The following is a 20,377-nucleotide window of genomic DNA, read 5'->3' as shown; positions in this document are numbered from 1 at the left end:
GCCGCCGGCAACACCGTGGTCTTCAAACCGGCCGAATTCACTTCGCTGACGGCCATGCTGTTCGCCGACATCTGCGTGCAGGCCGGCGTGCCTGCCGGTGTTGTGAATATCGTCACCGGCGACGGCCGCGTGGGCGAAGCCATTGTCAACCACGCGGGCATCGACAAGCTGGCCTTCACCGGCTCCACCGAAGTGGGCCGCCTGATCCGCCAGGCCACCGCGGGCAGCGGCAAGAAGCTGTCGCTGGAACTGGGCGGCAAGTCGCCCTTCATCGTCTTCGAAGACGCCGACCTGGACGCCGCGGTTGAAGGCCTGGTCGACTCGATCTGGTTCAACCAGGGCCAGGTCTGCTGCGCCGGTTCGCGCCTGTTGGTGCAGGAATCGGTGGAAGCGCGCTTCCTGGACAAGCTGCGCGCGCGCATGGACAACCTGCGCCTTGGCTCGCCGCTCGACAAGTCGATGGATATCGGCGCCCTGGTCGATCCGGTGCAGCAGCAGCGCATCGCCGGCCTGGTCGAATCGGCGCGCAGCGAAGGCTGCACCGTGTACCAGCCTGCCGGCTGCGCAATCCCGGCCGACGGCTCGTGGTTCCCGCCGACGCTGATCACCGGCGCGTCGACCTCCGCCGCCGTGGCGCAGGCTGAAATCTTCGGCCCGGTGCTGGTGGCGATGAGCTTCCGCACCCCGCCTGAAGCGGTACAGCTGGCCAACAACACCGTGTACGGCCTGGCCTCCTGCGTGTGGACCGAGAACATCTCGCTGGCGCTGGACGTGGCGCCGCAGATCAAGGCCGGCGTGGTGTGGATCAACACCGCCAACCAGTTCGACGCCGCTTGCGGCTTCGGCGGCTACCGCGAATCCGGCTACGGCCGTGAAGGCGGCCGCGAAGGCATGTACGAATACCTGGTGCCGGTGTCGGAAGACGCGCGCCCTGCGGCGCCGCTGCTGGCCGCGCCGGCGAAAGCCAAGGCAGCACCGCTTGCCGCCGACGCATTCGCCATCGACCGCACCGCCAAGCTGTACATCGGCGGCAAGCAGGCCCGTCCGGACGGCGCCTACAGCCGCGCCATCCACGGCGCGGACGGCAAGTTCATCGGCGAAGTGGGCGAAGGCAACCGCAAGGACATCCGCAACGCCGTGGAAGCGGCGCACAAGGCCACCGGCTGGACCAAGGCCACCGCGCACAACCGCGCGCAGGTGCTGTTCTACATCGCCGAGAACCTGGCCGCGCGCGGCGAGGAATTCGCCGCCCGCATCGGCGCCATGACCGGCGCCAGGAATCCAGAGAAGGAAGTGCAAGCGGCCATCGAGCGCCTGTTCTACTGGGCGGCGTGGGCGGACAAGTACGACGGCCTGGCGCACCAGCCGCCGATGCACGGCATCACCGTGGCGCTGAACGAAGCGGTCGGCGTGATCGGCATCGTGGCGCCGAACGAGTCGCCGCTGCTGGGCTTCATTTCGCTGGTGGCGCCGGCCATCGCCGTGGGCAACCGCGTGGTGGTGGTGCCGTCCGAAGCGCATCCGCTGTCGGCCACCGACCTGTACCAGGTGTTCGACACTTCCGACCTGCCGGCCGGCGTGGTCAACATCGTCACCGGCTCGGCCGACGAACTGGCGCGCACGCTGGCCTCGCACGCCGACATCGACGCCGTGTGGCGCCATGACGGGTCGGCCGAAGGCTGCGCCGAAGTGGAGCGCCTGTCGGCGGCGTCGCTGAAGCGCACTTGGACCGGCGGCGCCAAAGGCCGCGACTGGTACAGCACCGCGCAGGCGGGCGGCCGCGCCGTGCTGGCGCACGCGTCGCAGGTGAAAAACATCTGGATTCCCTACGGCGTCTAAGCCGCCAGTGAATCGTGGGGCCGCCGCGCCATCGCAACAGCGATGGCGCTTGCGGCCCCAACTACCTTACAAAGAAGGAAAAGACCATGTTCCTCACTCAAGAGATCATCCGTAAAAAACGCGACAAGGGCGTGCTGAGCGCCGAAGAGATCCAGTTCTTCGTGCGCGGCATTACCGACGGCAGCGTCAGCGAAGGGCAGATCGCCGCGCTGGCCATGGCCGTGTTCTTCAACGACATGAACATGGACGAACGCGTGGCCTTCACCTTGGCCATGCGCGATTCCGGCCAGGTGCTGGAATGGCAATCGCTGAACCTGCCGGGACCGGTGATGGACAAGCATTCCACCGGCGGCGTGGGCGACGTGGTCTCGCTGATGCTGGGACCGATGATCGCCGCCTGCGGCGGTTTCGTGCCGATGATTTCCGGCCGCGGCCTGGGCCACACCGGCGGCACGCTGGACAAGTTCGACTCCATCCCCGGCTACTCCACCGTGCCGGACAACGACAAGTTTCGCCAGGTGGTGCGCGAAGCGGGCGTGGCCATCATCGGCCAGACCGCCTCGCTGGCGCCGTCCGACAAGCGCTTCTACTCGATCCGCGACGTCACCGCGACGGTGGAATCGGTGGCCATGATCACCGGCTCCATCCTGTCGAAGAAGCTGTCGGCCGGCCTGGACGTGCTGGCCATGGACGTCAAAGTGGGCTCGGGCGCCTTCATGCCGAGCTATGAAAAATCGGTGGAGCTGGCCGAGAGCATCGTCACCGTCGGCAACGGTGCCGGCACCCTGACTTCGGCGCTGCTGACCGACATGAACGAATCGCTGTCGCCGTGGGCCGGCAACGCGCTGGAAGTGCGCGGCGCGATCGACTACCTGAGCGGAAAGTGCCGTCCGGCGCGCCTGCACGAAGTGACCATGGCGCTGTGCGCAGAGATGCTGGTACTGGGCAAGCTGGCCGCCACCGAAACCGAAGCGCGCGCCAAGCTGCAGCACGCACTCGATTCCGGCGAAGCCGCCGAGCGTTTTGCGCGCATGGTGACCGCGCTGGGCGGTCCGTCCGACCTGATGTCGAACCTGGACAAGCACCTGGAGAAAGCGCCGGTGGTGGTGGACGTGCCGGCGCTGTCGTCCGGATTCGCCTCGAAGACCGTGTGCCGCGACATCGGCCTGGCCGTGGTGGCCCTGGGCGGCGGCCGCCGCCTGCCGACCGACAAGATCGACTTCGCCGTCGGCCTGACCGACCTGGTCGAGCTGGGCCAGCCGGTGCAAGCCGGCCAGCCGCTGGCCAGGGTGCACGCCCGCACCGCAGCGGCGGCGCAAGCCGCGGTGGCGCAGATCCAGGCCGCCTACACCATCACCGACGCCGCGCCCGCCGCCAACCCCGTCATCTACCGCACCATCCGCCCGTAACAAGCGGGCTGAGCCGCATTCGCGCCGAATCGGGGTCTGACCCCGAAGTGGTGAAAATGCGGCTCAGGTCGCTTCTGGAGAGAAATATGAACAACGAACAATTGATCGCCGAGGCCGCGCTGGCGCGCTTGAAGGCGTATACGCCGTACTCGAACTTCAAGGTTGGCGCGGCGCTGCTGACCAATGACGGCAAGGTGTTCCACGGCTGTAACGTGGAGAACGCATCCTACGGCCTGTGCAACTGCGCCGAGCGCACCGCTTTCTTCAGCGCCGTCGCGCACGGCTACCGGCCGGGCGACTTCGACAAGCTGGCCGTCATCGGCGAGACCGACGGCCCGATCGCGCCGTGCGGCGCGTGCCGGCAGGTGACCCTGGAACTGGGCGGCAACGAACTGCCGGTGGTGCTGGCCAACCTGAAGGGCGACGTCTTCGAGACCACCGCGGCGGCCCAGCTGCCGAACGCCTTCGGCGGCGCGGACCTGAAGAAGTAAGCATCTTGAAGAAGGTTATCGACGTTCAGGCCGCGGTCGCCGTTGCGGCGGCCGAGGCCATCGTGGCGAAAACGCAGGGCACTTTCGGTGTCGGCGGCGCCATGCTGGATCAGACCGGCAAGGTGCTCAAGTCGCTGCACAACAACGTCATCCGCCAGGGCATGGTGTACGACCCGACGGCGCACGGCGAGCGCCAGCTGATCGACTGGTATTACGCCGAGCGCGCCAAGGGCGTGCCGCTGCCCGAGCCGAAGGACATCACCATCGTCACCTCGCTCGACCCGTGCTGCATGTGCACCGGCGCCATCCTGGCCGGCGGCTTCAATGTGCTGGTGGCGGCCACCGACGCCAACGCCGGCATCAACTACGACAGCACCGCGCACTTCGACGCGCTGCCCGAGGGCCTGCGCGCGCAAGCGCAGGCCACCTTCGGCTATCCGGCCGTGCTGGGCGACTCGCAGTACGCGCGGCCGGCGCACGGCATGGCGCCCAAGTCCTTTTTCATCGGCAAGACCATCGCCGAGCCGACCCAGGCGCTGTGCTCGCTGGTGTTCGAAGCCACGGCCAAGGGCGCCATGGCGCTGTTCAACGTCGATCCGGCGCGCGCGCAGCTGAAGGACCCGGCCACGCTGTCGCCCAAGCACGCCATCGTGTGCGCGCTGAAGAAGGTGTTTCCGGAAGCGCTGTCGGTGCGCTGCGAAGCGCAGCGGCCGGACGCCCGGCTTGCGCCGGCCATGCGCAAGGCCATCGCGCGCGACAGGGTGATGGGCGGGAAGGGCGATGCGGTGGCTTTGCTGGATTCCTTCGGCAACCTGCTGCTGTGCATGCCGGGCCGGCGCAACCAGTCCGGCATCCGCACCGCGTTCATGGAATGCACCCGCGCCTACGCACAGCTGCGCTACAAGCTGCTGGACGGTGCCGCCCCGGCGCAGCGCGAGGAAATCCGCCAGTACCTGGGCCATCCCAAGGACGGTACGTTTGTCTTTGCGAACGGGCCGGACGACGGCGCGCTCAGTTTCATGGAACTGGGCGCCTACGGGTCGACCATGGAGGGGGAACTGCCGGAGTCGAATCCGGCGCAGTTCCAGTACGTGCGTCCGGCCTTGCCGCAGCAGGCCCTTGAGCTGATCTGCCGTTCGATGCCGCCGCTGTACCGCCACCTGATCCGCATCCGCCCGGTGCAGGTGGCGGACGCGGACCTGGTGGCCGCGCTTAGCGCAGGTTGATCGCCACCACGCCGTTGACCGGGTGGGTGATGTAGAGGATGCCGTTTTCCGAGATGGCGATGCTGCCGCCCGCCGGGTACTCCCACACCACTTTGTGCGTCGCCAGGTCCACCGCCACGACCCGCGATTGCGAGGCGGCGAAGGCCAGGTTGTCGGTGGCCAGCACCTCGGTGTAAGGCTCGTCCTGGACCGCGCCAAGCGCCAGGCTGGTCCACAGCGGATCGCCGTTGGCGCTGTTGCGGGCCTCCAGCTTGCCGCCATTGACCGCGTACAGCGTGCTGCCCACCAGCGCCGGATAGCTGGTGAAGCTGGCTTGCACCTGCCAGTTCAGCTTGCCCGTTGCGGCGCTGAATGCGGCCAGCGCGCCGCCCCTGCTGTCGGACTCGGTCACGAACACCTGGGTGCCGTTCAGCACCGGCGCCATGGTGGCGGGGGCGCCGGAGTAGGGCAGCAGGCTGGGCGAGGCGTAGGCCAGCTTGCCGGTGGCCGCTTCGATGCCCAGCATGATGCCCTGGGTGAAGTTATAGATCAGCGTGCCGTCGGTGGAGACGGCCCAGCCGCCGCGCGTGGACTCGGTGAACTGCCACAGCGGCGTGGTGCTGGCGGAATCGAACTTGCTCAGCGCGCCGGCCGGCCCGTACTGCCCGTACACGGTGGTGCCCGACACCAGCGGCGGCGCATAGTCGGTGGTCTGCACGACGGTGCTGGGCAGGTGCGACATTTGCTGGCCGGTGCCCAGGTTGTAGGTACGGTAGGTGTTGCCGGTGGCGCCGGAGCTGAACAGGTGCAAGCGGTTGTCGCCCAGCACGGGCAGGCTGGTTTGCGCGCGCTTGCCCATGTCGGTGCGCCAGCGGTCCAGGCCGGTCAATTCTTCGACTGCCTGCAGGGTCCAGTCCGGCTCGGCGCCGTTGCCAGCCGGCATGCTGGAGACCAGGTAGACTTTTTTGTCGGCCACGACGACCGGCTTGAAGCGGCGCAGCTTGGCGCTGTCGGGGTCGACCGTCCAGCGGAAGCTGAAGGCCGACGGCGTGAACGTGGCCGGGATGTAGCTGGTGCGCGCGGCGTCGTACTGCGCCTGGTTCCAGGCGTGCAGGCCGGCCACCGGCGCCAGCGCGCTCAGGTTGCCCACCTTCTTGACCGTCAGCGTGACCGGCAGCAGCCAGGGGGAACCGGCCAGCGGCGTGCGGCAGGTGCTGGCCGCATCGGTGCACAACTTCACTTCGATGGTGCTGTTGTAGGTGCCGGCCGCCAGCGTGGCGTTGGTCGTGATGCGCGCTTCGTACTCCTGCGCCGACACGGTGCTCAGACTGGTGTTGCTGAACAGGTCGGCCTTGGCCGCCACGGCGGCGTTGACGCCGGCCGGGATCGCCGAGCTGGCCTTGATGCTGACGGTGAAGGTGGTGCCGGTGCCGGCGTTCTGCGTGACGAGGGCCGGCGAGGGCGACAGCGTCAGCACCACGTTTTCAACCGGCGCCGGCGGCGTCACGGTGCCGGGGTTGGTAGCGCCGCCGCCGCCCCCGCCGCCGCCGCCGCACGCGGCCAGTGCCAGCAGCGCGGTAGTCGCTAGCATGTTGGAATAGGTCAAGCGCATGTCTTCCCTCTGGTGTTTCCCAAAAGCACAAGTATAGCGCAGCCCGGGTGGCGCGGCGTCAAGCGCGCATCAAAAGCCGCGTCAATTCTGCACAGGAACCAACAGATTCGCGTCGCGCGCCAACTGCCAGGCGCCGCCGCTGTTTTTGCGGAAGACGGACAGGGTGTGGCCGGCGCGCCGCACGGTGCGGCCGCCGTCGGCCAGCGGCACCACCCGCACCTCCAGCGTGGTGCGGCACCAGGCCAGGTCGCCGCACACCTCCACTTCGTCCACGGTGCTGTCCGATTCGATGCGGTGCGCGGCCAGCAGGGCGCGCAGGCCGGCGGCGAAGCCGTCGCGCCCGTGCATCGGCGGCTGGCCGGCCACCAGGAACACCACGTCCGGCGTCATCATGGCCAGCACTTTTTCCACCTGGCCCAGGCGCGTCGCCTCCACCCAGGCGGCGACCAGTTGCCGGATGGCCGATTCGTCATTCATCAATGGGCCCAGGGATCGTAAGTGCCCACGCTCCACAGCTGGCCCTCGGGGTCGCGGCAGGTGAAGCCGCGTCCGCCGTATTCCTCGTCCTTGAGCGGCATGATGATGGGGGCGCCGGCAGCGACCGCGCGCTGGTGCACCAGGTCGGCATCGTTCACCACCAGGTAGCAGCACTGGGTGACCTTCATATTGGTGTCGGACGGTTGCGCCATCAGCTCGCCGAATTCGGTGTTGAAGATGGAGCTGAGCATCACCATGCCGTTGCCGTAGGTGAGCTGGGCGTGCGCAATGGTGCCGTCGTCGTTGGGCACCACCAGCGCCCGCTCGAACCCCAGGGTGTGGCACAGCCAGTTGATGGCGGCCGGCGCGTCGCGGTAGCGCAGGCACGGGGTAACGGTGGCGCGTGTGTTCTTCGGTATGCTGGACATGTGCTCCCCCTGTAGTGTGAGTGTAGTCCAATCAATATAGACCAGCGCGCGGGGGGCAGCAAATAGTTGCAGTGCGCGAGTCGCGCGCTGCCTACATTGCCTACATTTGCTGGAACAGGTGCGTGTTGCCCCGGCTAACCTCGAGTTCTTCCGCGGAGTTGCGCACCCGCACCATCTGGCGCCCGCGCAGGTCGCGCTTGACTTCGGCGATCGCATCCACGCGCACCAGGGTGGAGCGGTGGATGCGCCAGAATTCTTTCGGGTCCAGCTCGTCTTCCAGCTCCTTCAGGGTCTTGCGGATCAGCACTTCGCCTTCCATGGTCTGGACCCGCGTGTACTTTTCGTCGGCGCGGAAAAACAGCACTTCGCGCGTGCTGATCATGCGCAGGCTGCTGCCCACCTGGGCCTGGATCCACTTCAGGAATTCCTGCGGTTTCTTGCGCTGCGCGGTGTGCGCCAGCAGCTGGGTCAGCTGGCGTTCAATGTTGTCGGGCGTCTTGCCCAGGCGCGCCTGCAGCCGCTCGCAGGTGGTCTTCAGGCGCTCGCCGCCGGCCGGCTTCAGCAGGTAGTCCAGCGCGCCCTGCTCGAACGCCTCGATGGCGTACTGGTCGTAGGCGGTGACGAACACGATGTGGCAGCGGTTGAACAGCATGCGCGCCGCTTCGATGCCCGACAGGCCGGGCATGCGGATGTCGAGGAACACGATGTCCGGCTGGTGCAGGCCGGTCAGCGCGATGGCTTCCACGCCGTTGGCGGCCTCGGCCACAATTTCCAGCTGCGGCCACGCTTCGTGCAGGCGCGCGCGCAGCAGCTGGCGCATCGGTTCTTCGTCGTCGGCGATGATGGCGGTCGGTGTCTTCATTACAGCTTGCTGCCAGCAAAAATATCGGGGGCGAAGGGCATGCGGATGATGGCGCGCGCGCCGCCGTCCAGCGGCGCTTCAATGATGAGCTGGGCGCGGCTGCCGTACAGCAGGCGCAGCCGCTCGCGGATATTGGTCAGGCCCAGGCCGTCGCCGGCGTGCACGTCGAAGCCCACGCCGTCGTCCTGCACTTCCAGCTGCAGCACGTTGCCGGCGGCGGTGCTGCTGGCGCTGGCGCGGATGTCGATGCGCCCGCCTTCCACCTTGGGCTCCAGGCCGTGCTTGATGGAATTCTCGATCAGGGTTTGCAGCATCATGGGCGGGAAGGACGCGCTCAGCAGGTCCGGCGCCACGTCGATCGACACCGCCAGGCGCTCGCGCATGCGGGCCTGCATGATGGCCAGGTAGGCGCGCGACATCTCGATCTGGCGGCCCAGCGTGCCGTTGCCCTTGGCGCGCATCTGCGGCAGCGTGGCGCGCAGGTAGTCGATCAGGTGGGTGTGGATTGTCGCCGCCTGCGGCGGATCGGTCTCGATCAGCTGGCCGATCAGGGCCAGCGTGTTGAACAGGAAATGCGGCTCGACCTGCGCCTGCAGCGCGGCCATCTGCGCTTCCACCAGGCGGCGTTCCAGCGTTTCGGTGCCGGCGTGCTGCTCGGCCTCGCGCGCCTGTCCCTCGGCGCGGCGCTTGCCGCCCGCCAGTACTTTCAGGCCGACTGAAAAGACGATGAACACCGAGACCGCTTCGCCGAGATTGAAGGGCGCGGCCACGATCAGCGCCACCAGGGCGATCACGGCCAGCTTGCGCCATTCGACCTGGGCCAGCCAGTCGAAGAAGTTCCACCACAGGGTGCGGGCGGTGTCGCCCACCTCGCCGATAAACGCGACCAGGCTGCGGGTGCCTTTTTTGGTGCGGCTGAATGCCATTTCCATATTCCTTGCTTAGTGTTCTTGGTTGTCGTGGATGTGCTTGCTGGCGTTGTGGCCGGCAATCAGCGCGATGGCGATCTTCAGCAGCAGGAAGACGGCGAACAGCGTGAGCGCCAGCGGCAGGATGGTCAGCAGCAGCGCCATCATGATGCAGCTGGCCAGCAGGGCCGGCCAGGACATGCGCGACAGGGCGCGGGTGAAGGCGCGGCCGATCTGCTGGGCTGCCTGGCCCACTTCGCGGAATACGCCGCCGACCGTGCGGTTGATGGTTTTCATAGGGACCTCCGTGGTTGATATGGTCTCAATGTATCAATCGGCGCGGCGCCCGGCAGCCGGTTTCCGACGAATTGGCATTTCTGCGGGATAAGCGGTGCCCAGGGGGCGGCGAACTGCGCCGCCACGCCGGCCATTATTTACCCTGGGCAGCTTCCCAGTCCGCGCGCAGCAGGCCGAAAAAGTCGGTGTCGCAGATCTCGCCGTCGACGATCCAGCGCTGGCGCAGATGTCCTTCGTGCACGAAATGCAAGCGCTTGAGCAGGGTGGCCGAAGCCGTGTTGCGCGGGTCGACGTCGGCCTCGATGCGGTGCAGGTCGAAGGCCTGGAAGCCGTGGCTGAGGGTGGCCGCGATGGCTTCCCGCATATAGCCCTTGCCCCAGTGCGCGCGCGACAGGATGTAGCCCATTTCGCAGCGGCGGTTCTGCCGGTTGAACTGGTGCAGGCGGCAGGCGCCGATCAGCGCGTCCGCGCCGCGCACCGTGATGCCCAGGGTGAAGATGGACCCGTCCTCGAAGCCGGCGCGCGTCATGGCCACGTGGGCCTGCGCCTGGGCCAGCTGGTCCCATGGCGGGCAGCTCCAGTAACGCATGGTTTCCGGATCGGAATAGATGTTGTACAGCGACACTGCGTCATTTTCTTCAATCGGACGCAACAGCAACCGCTCGGTATGGAGATTTATCATGCTAAAATTATACACACTGTTGCTTAAATGAAAAATTGTTAAAGTTGCGAAAGAGCCCACATATGCCGTTTCGTCCCGTTTTTACCACGCTCCTGCTCGCCATTGCCGGCATGGCGTCCACTTCCGCCCACGCGGTCTCGCTGTCGTCGTCGGACATCCTGAAGCAGTTTAATACTGTTGTGCTCGGCAGCGCCACGTCCAGCTCGCATACCGACGGCCGCACTTACATCGGCGGCGCGCTGTCGGGCGGCGACTACGTGCAGCACATCAACGACACGCCGGCTTCCAGCTACGCCGGCCTGACCGTGGCGGGCTCGGCCAGCAACGTCAAGGTCAACGGCCTGGGCGCGGTGATCGGCGGCGGCCTGAGCAACTCCACCGTCAACAAGGGCGGCAGCGTGGTGCTGGGCGGCGTCAGCAACAGCAACCTGAACGGCGCGGCCTACATCGAGGGCGCCAGCAGCGGCAATTTCAACGGCGGCAAGCTGGCCACGCCGGACGAAGCAATGGTGGCCAACCTGGTCGCCTCCACCTCCACCAACTTCGGCAGCGTGCTGGGCGGGCTGTCCAGCAGCCTGAAGACCCTGGGCAGCACCGGCAGCAGCGTCACCTTCGACGGCAACCTGGCCATTTTCAACGCCGTGGCCAACGCCAGCGGCGTGGCCGTGTTCGACCTGACCGCGATCGACACCGTGCTGTTCTCCAAGGGCGAGTTCCGCTTTAACCTGAACGGCGCCAGCAGCGTGGTCCTGAACACCGACGTCAAGAGCGCCAACATCAGCGCCAATTTCCTGGGCGGCGCGGCGCAGCAGTACGGCAGCAAGCTGCTGTGGAACTTCTACAACGCCACCGACCTGACCATCAACAACCAGTGGGGCGGTTCGCTGCTGGCCACCAGCGCCTATCTGACCAACAACCAGAACATCGAAGGCGGCGTGTTCGTCAACGGCCTGGACCAGCGCGGCGAAATCCACCTGCAAAGCTTCACCGGCAAGCTGGGCGGCGGTGACGGCGCAACGGGCAGCCCTGCCGCCAGCGTGCCGGAACCGGGCGGCATGGCGCTGTTCGCGGCCGGCCTGGGCATCATGGGCCTGCTGTCGCGCCGCGTGCGCCGCCAGCCGCTGGCAGGCTGATCGCCGCCAGCACCATGCGCACGATGGTGTCCTCGCCATCGTCGTAATCCTTGCGGGTGAGCTGCTTCTTGTCCAGCGCCAGCGCCATCTGCGCCGAGAAGTCGGCGTAAGACTGCGTCATTGCCCAGATCATGAAGATCAGGTGGGTGGCGTTCAGCGGCGCGATGCGTCCCGCCGCGATCCATTTTTCAAACACCGCGATATCCTTGCGCAGCAGCGGCACCACGCGGTTCTTGATCTGCTCCCCGTACAGCTGCGCGCCGCCGATGATCTCCATCGCATAGACCCGGGACGCCCATGGCTGCTCGCGCGAAAAGCGCAGCTTGGCCTGGATGTAGGCGCGCAGCACGTCGCGCGGGTCGTGCTGCTCGTCGGCCAGGCTCTCCATGCGTTGCAGCCAGTCGTCCAGCACATCGTCCAGCACGCGCTGGTAGAGCGCCTGCTTGGTGGGGTAGTAGTACATCAGGTTCTGCTTGGACATCTGCGCCGCATCGGCAATCGCGGCGATGGAAGTGCCCTCGTAGCCGCATTCCGCGAACATGCGCACCGCCACGGCGGCGATGTCCGCTTCCAGCCTGTCGCGGTTGATCACGCGGCGCTTGCTCTTGGGAGCGGCCGCGAGGCCGGGAAGCACATTCAGTTTGGCTGCTGGCATGGCTTTTTCTTTCAACTTGGTCGAACCGATTGCAGGAACTGGCGCAGCTGCGGGCTGTCGCTGTAGGCGGCGTTGAAACGGAACCAGATGCTGGTGCACGGGCGCAGCATGAAAAACTCGCCCGGCGAGAGCAGGATGCCGGACTTCAGCGCCAGGTCGGCAATGGTCCTGCCGTTCATGTCCGCCGTCGCTTCCCGCTCCCAGCCGGCGCTGACGAACATGCCGCCGCGCGGCTGCGCCAGCGGCCGCATGCCGGCCGCAGCCAGGTTCTCGACGCTGCGCCGGCGGCCTTCGTCCAGCTCGCCGGCCAGCTTCTCCACCATGCGCCGGTAGGGCCGCGCGGTGATCGCGTGGAACACGGCGCGTTCATTGATCTCGGAGGTGGTCAGCCCGGCCAGCATCTTCACGCGCAGCAGTTCCGGCAGCAGCGAGTTGGAGGCCGAGATGGAACCGACCCGCAGCACCGGCGACAATGTCTTGGAAAAGCTGCCCACGCGGATCACCCGGCGCAGCCCGTCCATGGCCGCCAGCGAAGCCTCGCCGCGCTGGGTCAGCTCGCGGTAGATGTCGTCCTCCACCAGCCAGAAGTCGAACTGCTCGGCCAGTGCCAGCAGGCGGTGCGCCTGCGCGTGCGTGAGCGAGGTGCCGAGCGGGTTTTGCAGCACCGTGTTGACGAACATCAGCTTGGGGCTGTGGGCCCTGGCCTGCTCGGCCAGCGCCGCCATGTCCAGGCCGTTGGCGTCGCGCGGAATGCCGACGGGGATGCAGCCGTGGTGGCGTATCAGCGACAGCAGGTTGCTGTAGCCGGGGTCTTCCACCAGCACCGTGTCGCCCGGCTTGGTCAGGCTGCGCAGCACCAGGTCGAAGGCGTGGGTGGCGCCGTGCGTGAGCAGGATCTGTTCCGGCTCCACCGGGTACAGTTCGTCGCTCAGCACCGCCGCCATGTGCTGGCGCAGCGTGGGGAAGCCGAGCGGGTGGCCATAGCCGCGCAGGCGGTTGGCGGGAATGCGCATGGCCTGGCGCACCGCGTCCAGGATGGTGTCCTCGCCGTACCACTCGGGCGGCAGCCAGCCGGCGCCCACCGGCAGCGCTTCGGACACGCCGGAATACAGTTCGGGCGTGAGCGCGTCGATGTGCACCGGGGCGGGGTGGTGGGGCTGCGGCAGCAAGGTGGCGGGCACGTCCTGGCGGGCCACGAAATAGCCGGAGCCGCGCCGCGAGGAGAGCAGACCGAGCGTGACCAGGCGGTCGTAGGACTCGACAACTGTAAAGGTGGACACGCCATTACACTTTGCGAATTGTCTAACCGACGGCATTTTGGTGCCGATGCGCAACTCCCGCCGCGCTACCATGGCCGTGATGGCGGAAACGATCTGGTCCACCAGGCTGCCTTTGCGCGTCCGCTCTATGGACAGCACGGGCCAGCCGCCGCCCTCGCCGGGGCCGCAGCCTTGCGCCTTTGCCGATGCCGTGCTTGCCGCCTCATCCATTCATTGGTTTCCAAATAAAGTTATTACAAAACTGTATCGTTTTTGTGACCTGTACGGTTGGCTGGTTTTGCTGATTGTGTATCTGTGCCATAGTGAAGCTGCTGACTATTATTGCACCATGATTTTGCCAACTGGTAAAGATTTTTACGGTTTGTAAAAAATAAGGAGAAATGCATGAACGAGTCCCGCCCGGCATCCATGTCGTCTTTCTGGATGCCCTTTACGAACAACCGCGATTACAAGGCCAATCCGCGCCTGCTGGTGTCGGCCGAAGGCGTCTACTACAAGGACGTGGACGGCAACGCCATCCTGGACGGCACGGCCGGCCTGTGGTGCGTTCCCTGCGGCCACGCGCAGCCCAAGATCGTGGCGGCGGTGCGCGAGATGATAGGGCAGCTCGATTTCGCGCCCACCTTCCAGATGGGCCATCCCGCCGCCTTCGACCTGGCCGAGCAGCTGATGGAATACACCAGCCACAAGTTCGGCCACGTGTTCTACACCAACTCCGGTTCCGAGGCGGTGGACACGGCGCTCAAGATCGCGCTGGCGTACCACAAGGCGCGCGGCGAGGCGAGCCGCACCCGTTTGATCGGCCGCGAGCGCGGCTACCATGGCGTGGGCTTCGGCGGCATCTCGGTGGGCGGCATCGCCGGCAACCGCAAGCCTTACGGCGTGATGCTGCCCGGCGTGGACCACCTGCCGCACACGCACAACCTGGAGAAGAACGCCTACACGCGCGGCGAGCCGGAGCACGGCGCCAACCTGGCCGACGAACTGGAGCGCATCGTGGCGCTGCACGACGCGTCCACCATCGCGGCGGTGATCGTGGAGCCGGTGGCCGGTTCCACCGGCGTGCTGATACCGCCCAAGGGCTACCTGAAGCGCCTGCGCGAGCTGTGCACCAAGCACGGCATCCTGCTGATCTTCGATGAAGTGATCACCGGCTTCGGCCGCCTCACCACGCCGTTCGCGGCCGACTACTTCGGCGTCGAACCGGACATGATGACCACCGCCAAGGGCCTGACCAACGGCGTGATTCCGATGGGCGCGGTGTTCTCCAAGAAGTTCATCCACGACGCGTTCATGGAAGCGCCGGCCGGCATCGAGCTGTTCCACGGCTACACCTATTCGGGCCACCCGGTGGCCTGCGCCGCCTCGCTGGCGACGCTGCAGGTGTTCAAGGAACAGAACATCCTGGAGCACGCCAAGGGCATCCAGCAATACTGGGCCGACGCGGTGCATTCGCTGAAAGGCCTGCCGCACGTGATCGACATCCGCAGCATCGGCCTGATCGCCGGCATCGAGCTGGCGCCGATCGAAGGCAAGCCGGGCACGCGCGCCTTCAGCGCGTTCAAGAAGGCTTTCGCGGACGGCATCCTGATCCGCACCACCGGCGACATCATCGCGCTGTCGCCACCGCTGGTGTTCGAGAAAAAACATATCGACGAACTGTTCGAGAAGCTGGCGAAGGTGCTGAAAAACCTGGACTAAAACTGTACGGCTAAACCCACAAGGAGACAGTCATGCTAGTAGGCGTACCGAAAGAGATCAAAAATCAGGAATCCCGCGTTGGCCTTACCCCGGCCAGCGTCAAGGAGCTGGTCCTGCGCGGACACCAGGTGCTGGTGCAGAAGAACGCAGGCGCGGCCATCGGTCTGACCGACGCGATGTACGAGGGCTCGGGCGCTTCCATTCTCGATACGGCGGCGGAGATCTTCGCGCGCGCGGAGATGATCGTCAAGGTGAAGGAGCCGCAGCCGCAGGAATGCGCCATGCTGCGCGAAGGCCAGATCCTGTACACCTACCTGCACCTGGCTCCCGACCCGGAGCAGACCCGCGCGCTGGTGAAATCCGGCGCGGTCTGCCTGGCGTATGAAACCATCACCGGCCCCAACGGCGGCTTGCCGCTGCTGGCGCCGATGAGCGAAGTGGCGGGCCGCATGGCTATCCAGGCCGGCGCCGCGCACCTGGAGAAATCCAAGGGCGGCATGGGCCTGCTGCTGGGCGGCGTGCCGGGCGTGGCGCCGGGCCACGTGGCCATCATCGGCGCCGGCGTGGTGGGCACCAATGCGCTGCAGATCGCGGTAGGCATGGGGGCGCGCGTGACGGTGCTCGACAAAAGCGTGGACCGCCTGCGCCAGCTCGACCTGGTGTTCGGCAACCGCGTTTCCACCATGTACTCGAACGCGCACACCATCGAAGAAGCGGTGCTGGACGCGGACCTGGTGATCGGCGGCGTGCTGGTGCCCGGCGCGGCAGCACCCAAGCTGGTGACCAAGGACATGATTTCGCGCATGAAGAAGGGCGCGGTGGTGGTGGACGTGGCCATCGACCAGGGAGGCTGCTTCGAAACCTCGCACGCCACCACGCACGAGCAGCCCACCTTCATCGTGGACGGCGTGGTGCACTACTGCGTGGCGAACATGCCGGGCGCGGTGGCGCGCACCTCCACCTTCGCGCTGAACAACGCCACCATCGGGCATGCCGTGGCGCTGGCCGACAAGGGCTGGAAGCGCGCGCTGCAGGCGAACCCGCATTTGAAGAACGGATTGAACGTTTGCCAGGGCCATGTCACCTATGAAGCGGTGGCGCACGGCCTGGGCTATCCCTATATTTCGGCCGACTCGCTGTTGGCCTGACCGGAGCAAGCAGCATGAGTAATCTCGACACCATCACCCATTACATCAACGGCGCCAAGGCCGACACGCAAAGCGGCCGTTACGCGGACGTGTTCAATCCCGCGCTGGGCGAACCGGTTGCGCGCGTGGCGCTGGGTACGGCGGAGGAAGTGGACGCGGCGGTGCAAGCCGCAGCAGCAGCCTTCCCCTCCTGGTCCGCTACGCCGCCGCTGACGCGCGCGCGGGTGCTGTTCAAGTACCTGCAGCTGTGCCAGCAGCACACCGACGAATTCGCCGCCATGCTCACCCGCGAGCACGGCAAGACCTTCAGCGACGCGCAGGGCGAAGTGGCGCGCGGTATCGAGATGGTGGAGTTCGCAGTCGGCATCCCGCAACTGCTGAAGGGCGAATTCACCGACCAGATCTCGCGCGGCATCGACGCCTGGTCCATGCGCCAGCCGCTGGGCGTGGTGGCCGGCATCACGCCGTTCAACTTCCCCGTGATGGTGCCGATGTGGATGTTCCCGGTGGCCATCGCCTGCGGCAACACCTTCGTGCTCAAGCCGTCCGAGCGCGACCCGTCGCCGTCGCTGCTGCACGCCAGGCTGCTGAAGGAAGCCGGCCTGCCGGACGGCGTGTTCAACGTGGTCCAGGGCGACAAGGTGACGGTCGATGCGATCCTGGACCATCCGGTGGTGCAGGCGGTGAGCTTCGTCGGCTCCACGCCGATCGCCGAATACATCTACGCGCGCGGCAGCGCAAGCGGCAAGCGCGTGCAGGCCCTGGGCGGCGCCAAGAACCACATGGTGGTGATGCCGGACGCGGACATGGACATGGCGGTCGATGCGCTGATGGGCGCGGCCTACGGCTCGGCCGGAGAGCGCTGCATGGCGATCTCGGTGGTGGTGGCCGTTGGCGACGCGGGCGACAAGCTGGTGGGCGCACTGAAACAGCGCACCGCCGCACTGAAAGTACGCGACGGCATGGAGGCAGGCGCTGAAATGGGGCCCGTGGTCACCAGCGCGGCCAAGCAGCGCATCGAGCGCCTGATCGGCGAAGGCGTGGAGCAGGGCGCCACGCTGGTGGTGGACGGCCGCGACTTCAAGGTGCCGGGACGCGAGAACGGCTTCTTCGTCGGCGGCACCCTGTTCGATCACGTCACCTCCGACATGACCATCTACAAGGAAGAAATCTTCGGCCCCGTGCTGTGCGTGATGCGCTGTCCGGACGTGGTGCACGCGGTTGAACTCATCAACGCCAACGAGTATGGCAACGGCGTGGCCATCTTCACCCGCGACGGCGGCGTGGCGCGCGAATTCGTGCGCCAGATCCAGGTCGGCATGGTGGGCGTGAACGTCCCGCTGCCGGTGCCGATGGCCTTCAACAGTTTCGGCGGATGGAAGCGCAGCCTGTTCGGCGACCATCACGCCTACGGTCCGGAAGGCGTGCGTTTCTACACGCGCCACAAGGCCGTGATGCAGCGCTGGCCCAACACCGCCAGTGCTGGCGCGGAATTTGCATTTCCGCAGATGAAGTGACTTTTTCGGAGTCTGGATAAAAACACGGGATAACAACATGATCGCCACACTGACTCATTTACCGCAGCCGAAAGCCACGAACGCCGAGTTGGGCGAGCACTTCACCGACCTGGCGCCGCCGCTCAACGCGCGCCAGGCGGCGATTGAAAGCGCACGCTGCCTGTATTGCTACGACGCGCCGTGCACGCGCATCTGCCCGTCCGAGATCGACGTGGCCAGCTTCATCCGCAACATCCACGACCACAACGTGAATGGCGCGGCGGTCGGCATCCTGAAGCAGAACATCCTCGGCGGCAGCTGCTCGCGCGTCTGCCCCACCGAGATCCTGTGCGAGGACGCCTGCGTGCGCAACCACGACGCGGAAGGACAGCCGGTGAAGATCGGCCTGCTGCAGCGCTACGCGCTCGACAACATGACCATCACCGGCCATCCCTTCCAGCGCGCGCCGTCCACCGGCAAGACGATCGCCGTGGTGGGCGCCGGCCCCGCAGGCCTGTCCTGCGCGCACCGCCTGGCCATGCTGGGCAACGACGTGGTGATCTACGAGGCGCAGGAGAAGTCCGGCGGCCTGAATGAATATGGCATCGCCAAGTACAAGCTGACCAACGACTTCGCGCAGAAGGAAGTGGAGTTCCTGCTCGGCATAGGCGGCATCGAAGTGCGCCACGGCCAGACCTTGGGCGGCAACCTGCAACTGAAAGACCTGCACGCGCAGTACGACGCGGTGTTCCTGGGCCTGGGCCTGGGCGCGTCGCGCCGGCTGGGCCTGACCGGAGAGGATGCGCCTGGCCTGCTGGCGGCCGTGGACTATATCTCCGGGCTGCGCCAGGCCGCCGACCTGAGCAAGCTGCCGGTGCCCAAGCGCGCCATCGTGATCGGTGCGGGCAATACTGCCATCGACATGGCGGTGCAGATCCAGCGCCTGGGCGCGGAGGAAGTCACGCTGGTGTACCGGCGCGGCTTCGAGGACATGAGCGCCACGCCCCACGAGCAGGAAATCGCCAAGGCCAACCAGGTGCGCATGCGCACCTGGGCCGCGCCGCAGCAGGTGCTGCTGGACGGCGACGGCAAGGTGTGCGGCATGCGCTTCGAAAACACCGTGCTGGAGAACGGCCGCCTGATCGGTACCGGCGTCACCTTCGAGCTGCCGGCCGACGCGGTGTTCAAGGCCATCGGACAGAGCATGGACGACGCCAGCCTGGCCGACGCCATGGCCTCCACCATTGCCCGCGACGGCGACAAGATCCACGTGGACGGTCATTACCGCACCGTGGTGCCCGGCGTGTACGCCGGCGGCGACTGCGTGGCGCCGGGGCAGGACCTGACGGTGCAGGCGGTGCAGCACGGCAAGCTGGCCGCGCAAGCGATTCATCACGACATCCTTAACAAAGTGGAGGCTGCATAATGGCCGATCTGAGCGTCAACTTCTGCGGCATCAAATCGCCCAACCCGTTCTGGCTGGCCTCCGCGCCGCCGACCGACAAGGCGTACAACGTGGTGCGCGCATTCGAGGCAGGCTGGGGCGGCGTGGTGTGGAAAACACTGGGCGAGGATCCCGCCGCCGTCAACGTGTCGTCGCGCTACTCGGCCCACTACGGCAAGAACCGCGAGGTCCTGGGCTTCAACAACATCGAGCTGATCACCGACCGCTCGCTGGAGATCAACCTGCGCGAGATTACCGAGGTGAAGAAGGCCTGGCCGGACCGCGCCATCGTGGTCTCGCTGATGCTGCCGTGCGAGGAAAAGCTGTGGGCCGACATCCTGCCGCTGGTGGAAGCGACCGGCGCGGATGGCATCGAGCTGAACTTCGGCTGCCCGCACGGCATGCCCGAGCGCGGCATGGGCGCGGCCGTGGGCCAGGTGCCCGAATACGTGGAGATGGTGACGCGCTGGTGCAAGACGCACAGCAGGCTGCCGGTGATCGTCAAGCTCACGCCCAACATCACCGACGTGCGGGCGCCGGCGCGCGCCGCCAAGGCCGGCGGGGCGGACGCGGTGTCGCTGATTAACACCATCAACTCCATCACGCACCTGGACCTGGACCGCATGGTGGCTTTCCCGGCGGTGGGCAACGCCAGCACGCACGGCGGCTACTGCGGCTCGGCGGTCAAGCCGATTGCGCTGAACATGGTGGCCGAGATCGCGCGCGATCCGCAGACCCGGGGCTTGCCGATCTCGGGCATCGGCGGCATCGGCAACTGGCAGGACGCGGCCGAGTTCATCGCGCTGGGCGCAGGCTGCGTGCAGGTGTGCACGGCGGCCATGCTGCACGGCTTCCGCATCGTCGAGGAAATGAAGGACGGGCTGTCGCGCTGGATGGACGAGAAGGGCTACAAGAATGTCGGCGAATTCATGGGCAAGGCGGTGCCCAACACCACCGACTGGAAATACCTGGACATGAACTACCAGGTGATCGCGCAGATCAACCAGGACGAATGCATCAAGTGCGGGCGCTGCTACGTGGCCTGCGAGGACACCTCGCACCAGTCCATCGCGCAGCTGATCGACGCGGCGGGCGTGCGCACCTACGAGGTTATCAAGGAGGAATGCGTGGGCTGCAACCTGTGCGAGATCACCTGCCCGGTGCAAGGCTGTATTACCATGGTGCCGCAGGATACCGGCAAGCCGTACATGAACTGGACGCAGGATCCCCGCAACCCGCGCCGCGAAGTCAAAGCTGCGTAACCCGCCTTACAAATCCGCCAAAGAGCGCAACTTCCCGGGAGAGATGCA

Annotated in this window: 20 protein-coding genes; 11 read left to right on the top strand and 9 right to left on the bottom strand. The window is 66.5% G+C overall.

From position 1 onward, the window contains the following. From AC6H42_RS18405 to AC6H42_RS18390, 4 genes are all read left to right on the top strand, one after another. Nucleotides 1-1,839, top strand: a 1,839-nt coding sequence (locus AC6H42_RS18405) for an aldehyde dehydrogenase family protein (protein WP_497548654.1), incomplete at its 5' end; no start/stop codon positions are given. 86 nt (nucleotides 1,840-1,925) lie between these two features. Further along, nucleotides 1,926-3,248, top strand: coding sequence for a thymidine phosphorylase (deoA, locus tag AC6H42_RS18400; RefSeq protein WP_497548653.1), 1,323 nt, complete (start codon nucleotides 1,926-1,928; stop codon nucleotides 3,246-3,248). A gap of 86 nt (nucleotides 3,249-3,334) precedes the next feature. Continuing rightward, nucleotides 3,335-3,739, top strand: coding sequence for a cytidine deaminase (locus AC6H42_RS18395; protein WP_057153407.1), 405 nt, complete (start codon nucleotides 3,335-3,337; stop codon nucleotides 3,737-3,739). 5 nt (nucleotides 3,740-3,744) lie between these two features. Further along, the gene (locus AC6H42_RS18390; RefSeq protein WP_057153408.1) at nucleotides 3,745-4,965 is read left to right on the top strand and encodes a nucleoside deaminase; all 1,221 of its coding nucleotides are present in this window, start codon (nucleotides 3,745-3,747) and stop codon (nucleotides 4,963-4,965) included. On the opposite strand, the gene AC6H42_RS18385 is transcribed toward AC6H42_RS18390, so the two are convergent. From AC6H42_RS18385 to AC6H42_RS18355, 7 genes are all read right to left on the bottom strand, one after another. Then, a complete protein-coding gene (locus AC6H42_RS18385) occupies nucleotides 4,952-6,535 on the bottom strand; it encodes a PQQ-binding-like beta-propeller repeat protein (protein WP_157200798.1) in 1,584 nt (527 codons plus the stop codon). The two genes, AC6H42_RS18390 and AC6H42_RS18385, sit on opposite strands and share 14 nt — an antisense overlap. A 102-nt stretch (nucleotides 6,536-6,637) precedes the next feature. Beyond that, on the bottom strand, nucleotides 6,638-7,033 hold the full coding sequence (locus AC6H42_RS18380) for a YybH family protein (RefSeq protein WP_057153410.1): 396 nt from the start codon (nucleotides 7,031-7,033) through the stop codon (nucleotides 6,638-6,640). After that, the gene (locus AC6H42_RS18375; RefSeq protein WP_057153411.1) at nucleotides 7,033-7,461 is read right to left on the bottom strand and encodes a VOC family protein; all 429 of its coding nucleotides are present in this window, start codon (nucleotides 7,459-7,461) and stop codon (nucleotides 7,033-7,035) included. The genes AC6H42_RS18380 and AC6H42_RS18375 overlap by 1 nt, the downstream gene beginning before the upstream one ends. 100 nt (nucleotides 7,462-7,561) lie before the next feature. After that, entirely contained in the window at nucleotides 7,562-8,323 is a 762-nt protein-coding gene (locus AC6H42_RS18370) for a LytR/AlgR family response regulator transcription factor (RefSeq protein ID WP_057153412.1), read from the bottom strand. Next, nucleotides 8,323-9,249, bottom strand: coding sequence for a sensor histidine kinase (locus tag AC6H42_RS18365; RefSeq protein WP_497548652.1), 927 nt, complete (start codon nucleotides 9,247-9,249; stop codon nucleotides 8,323-8,325). Before AC6H42_RS18365 ends, AC6H42_RS18370 begins: the two co-directional genes overlap by 1 nt. A gap of 15 nt (nucleotides 9,250-9,264) precedes the next feature. Continuing rightward, entirely contained in the window at nucleotides 9,265-9,528 is a 264-nt protein-coding gene (locus tag AC6H42_RS18360; RefSeq protein ID WP_057153413.1) for a hypothetical protein, read from the bottom strand. A gap of 133 nt (nucleotides 9,529-9,661) precedes the next feature. After that, the gene (locus AC6H42_RS18355) at nucleotides 9,662-10,210 is read right to left on the bottom strand and encodes a GNAT family N-acetyltransferase (protein WP_229418050.1); all 549 of its coding nucleotides are present in this window, start codon (nucleotides 10,208-10,210) and stop codon (nucleotides 9,662-9,664) included. 62 nt (nucleotides 10,211-10,272) lie between these two features. Here AC6H42_RS18355 and AC6H42_RS18350 point away from each other — a divergent pair, with 62 nt between their 5' ends. Further along, nucleotides 10,273-11,343, top strand: a complete 1,071-nt coding sequence (locus AC6H42_RS18350) for a collagen-binding domain-containing protein (RefSeq protein WP_057153415.1) — start codon at nucleotides 10,273-10,275, stop codon at nucleotides 11,341-11,343. Here AC6H42_RS18350 and AC6H42_RS18345 read toward each other — a convergent pair. After that, nucleotides 11,294-11,998 carry a TetR/AcrR family transcriptional regulator gene (locus tag AC6H42_RS18345; RefSeq protein WP_057153416.1) on the bottom strand — a complete coding sequence of 235 codons (705 nt, stop codon included), beginning with the start codon at nucleotides 11,996-11,998 and terminating at the stop codon, nucleotides 11,294-11,296. The genes AC6H42_RS18350 and AC6H42_RS18345 overlap by 50 nt on opposite strands. 11 nt (nucleotides 11,999-12,009) lie before the next feature. After that, a complete protein-coding gene (locus tag AC6H42_RS18340) occupies nucleotides 12,010-13,383 on the bottom strand; it encodes an aminotransferase-like domain-containing protein (RefSeq protein WP_373888161.1) in 1,374 nt (457 codons plus the stop codon). On the opposite strand from AC6H42_RS18340, the gene AC6H42_RS18335 reads away from it, so the two are divergent. From AC6H42_RS18335 to preA, 6 genes are read left to right on the top strand one after another with little or no spacing between them, the layout of a single operon-like run. Further along, nucleotides 13,271-13,645, top strand: coding sequence for a hypothetical protein (locus tag AC6H42_RS18335; protein ID WP_229418070.1), 375 nt, complete (start codon nucleotides 13,271-13,273; stop codon nucleotides 13,643-13,645). The two genes, AC6H42_RS18340 and AC6H42_RS18335, sit on opposite strands and share 113 nt — an antisense overlap. Nucleotides 13,646-13,662: 17 nt before the next feature. Continuing rightward, nucleotides 13,663-14,979, top strand: a complete 1,317-nt coding sequence (gene aptA / locus AC6H42_RS18330) for an omega-aminotransferase AptA (protein ID WP_497548651.1) — start codon at nucleotides 13,663-13,665, stop codon at nucleotides 14,977-14,979. Between the two features lie 32 nt (nucleotides 14,980-15,011). After that, entirely contained in the window at nucleotides 15,012-16,127 is a 1,116-nt protein-coding gene (gene ald / locus AC6H42_RS18325) for an alanine dehydrogenase (RefSeq protein ID WP_057153419.1), read from the top strand. A 14-nt stretch (nucleotides 16,128-16,141) separates the two neighbouring features. Continuing rightward, on the top strand, nucleotides 16,142-17,644 hold the full coding sequence (locus tag AC6H42_RS18320; RefSeq protein WP_057153420.1) for a CoA-acylating methylmalonate-semialdehyde dehydrogenase: 1,503 nt from the start codon (nucleotides 16,142-16,144) through the stop codon (nucleotides 17,642-17,644). Nucleotides 17,645-17,681: 37 nt separating this feature from the next. Continuing rightward, the gene (locus tag AC6H42_RS18315) at nucleotides 17,682-19,049 is read left to right on the top strand and encodes an NAD(P)-dependent oxidoreductase (RefSeq protein ID WP_057153421.1); all 1,368 of its coding nucleotides are present in this window, start codon (nucleotides 17,682-17,684) and stop codon (nucleotides 19,047-19,049) included. Then, nucleotides 19,049-20,329 carry an NAD-dependent dihydropyrimidine dehydrogenase subunit PreA gene (preA, locus tag AC6H42_RS18310; protein ID WP_057153422.1) on the top strand — a complete coding sequence of 427 codons (1,281 nt, stop codon included), beginning with the start codon at nucleotides 19,049-19,051 and terminating at the stop codon, nucleotides 20,327-20,329. Before AC6H42_RS18315 ends, preA begins: the two co-directional genes overlap by 1 nt. The last annotated feature ends 48 nt before the right edge of the window (nucleotides 20,330-20,377 follow it).

It is taken from the genome of Massilia sp. NBRC 108631 (assembly GCF_059704565.1).
Note: the sequence above shows the minus strand (reverse complement) of the source record. Positions and strands in the feature narration are given on the sequence as shown.

Excerpts from the sequence above, each read along its gene's own strand:
- deoA (WP_497548653.1), top strand. The coding sequence starts at position 1,926 with ATGTTCCTCACTCAAGAGATCATCCGTAAAAAACGCGACAAGGGCGTG.
- AC6H42_RS18395 (WP_057153407.1), top strand. The coding sequence starts at position 3,335 with ATGAACAACGAACAATTGATCGCCGAGGCCGCGCTGGCGCGCTTGAAG.
- AC6H42_RS18385 (WP_157200798.1), bottom strand. The coding sequence starts at position 6,535 with ATGCTAGCGACTACCGCGCTGCTGGCACTGGCCGCGTGCGGCGGCGGC.
- AC6H42_RS18380 (WP_057153410.1), bottom strand. The coding sequence starts at position 7,033 with ATGAATGACGAATCGGCCATCCGGCAACTGGTCGCCGCCTGGGTGGAG.
- AC6H42_RS18375 (WP_057153411.1), bottom strand. The coding sequence starts at position 7,461 with ATGTCCAGCATACCGAAGAACACACGCGCCACCGTTACCCCGTGCCTG.
- AC6H42_RS18370 (WP_057153412.1), bottom strand. The coding sequence starts at position 8,323 with ATGAAGACACCGACCGCCATCATCGCCGACGACGAAGAACCGATGCGC.
- AC6H42_RS18365 (WP_497548652.1), bottom strand. The coding sequence starts at position 9,249 with ATGGCATTCAGCCGCACCAAAAAAGGCACCCGCAGCCTGGTCGCGTTT.
- AC6H42_RS18360 (WP_057153413.1), bottom strand. The coding sequence starts at position 9,528 with ATGAAAACCATCAACCGCACGGTCGGCGGCGTATTCCGCGAAGTGGGC.
- AC6H42_RS18355 (WP_229418050.1), bottom strand. The coding sequence starts at position 10,210 with ATGATAAATCTCCATACCGAGCGGTTGCTGTTGCGTCCGATTGAAGAA.
- AC6H42_RS18350 (WP_057153415.1), top strand. The coding sequence starts at position 10,273 with ATGCCGTTTCGTCCCGTTTTTACCACGCTCCTGCTCGCCATTGCCGGC.
- AC6H42_RS18345 (WP_057153416.1), bottom strand. The coding sequence starts at position 11,998 with ATGCCAGCAGCCAAACTGAATGTGCTTCCCGGCCTCGCGGCCGCTCCC.
- aptA (WP_497548651.1), top strand. The coding sequence starts at position 13,663 with ATGAACGAGTCCCGCCCGGCATCCATGTCGTCTTTCTGGATGCCCTTT.
- ald (WP_057153419.1), top strand. The coding sequence starts at position 15,012 with ATGCTAGTAGGCGTACCGAAAGAGATCAAAAATCAGGAATCCCGCGTT.
- AC6H42_RS18320 (WP_057153420.1), top strand. The coding sequence starts at position 16,142 with ATGAGTAATCTCGACACCATCACCCATTACATCAACGGCGCCAAGGCC.
- AC6H42_RS18315 (WP_057153421.1), top strand. The coding sequence starts at position 17,682 with ATGATCGCCACACTGACTCATTTACCGCAGCCGAAAGCCACGAACGCC.
- preA (WP_057153422.1), top strand. The coding sequence starts at position 19,049 with ATGGCCGATCTGAGCGTCAACTTCTGCGGCATCAAATCGCCCAACCCG.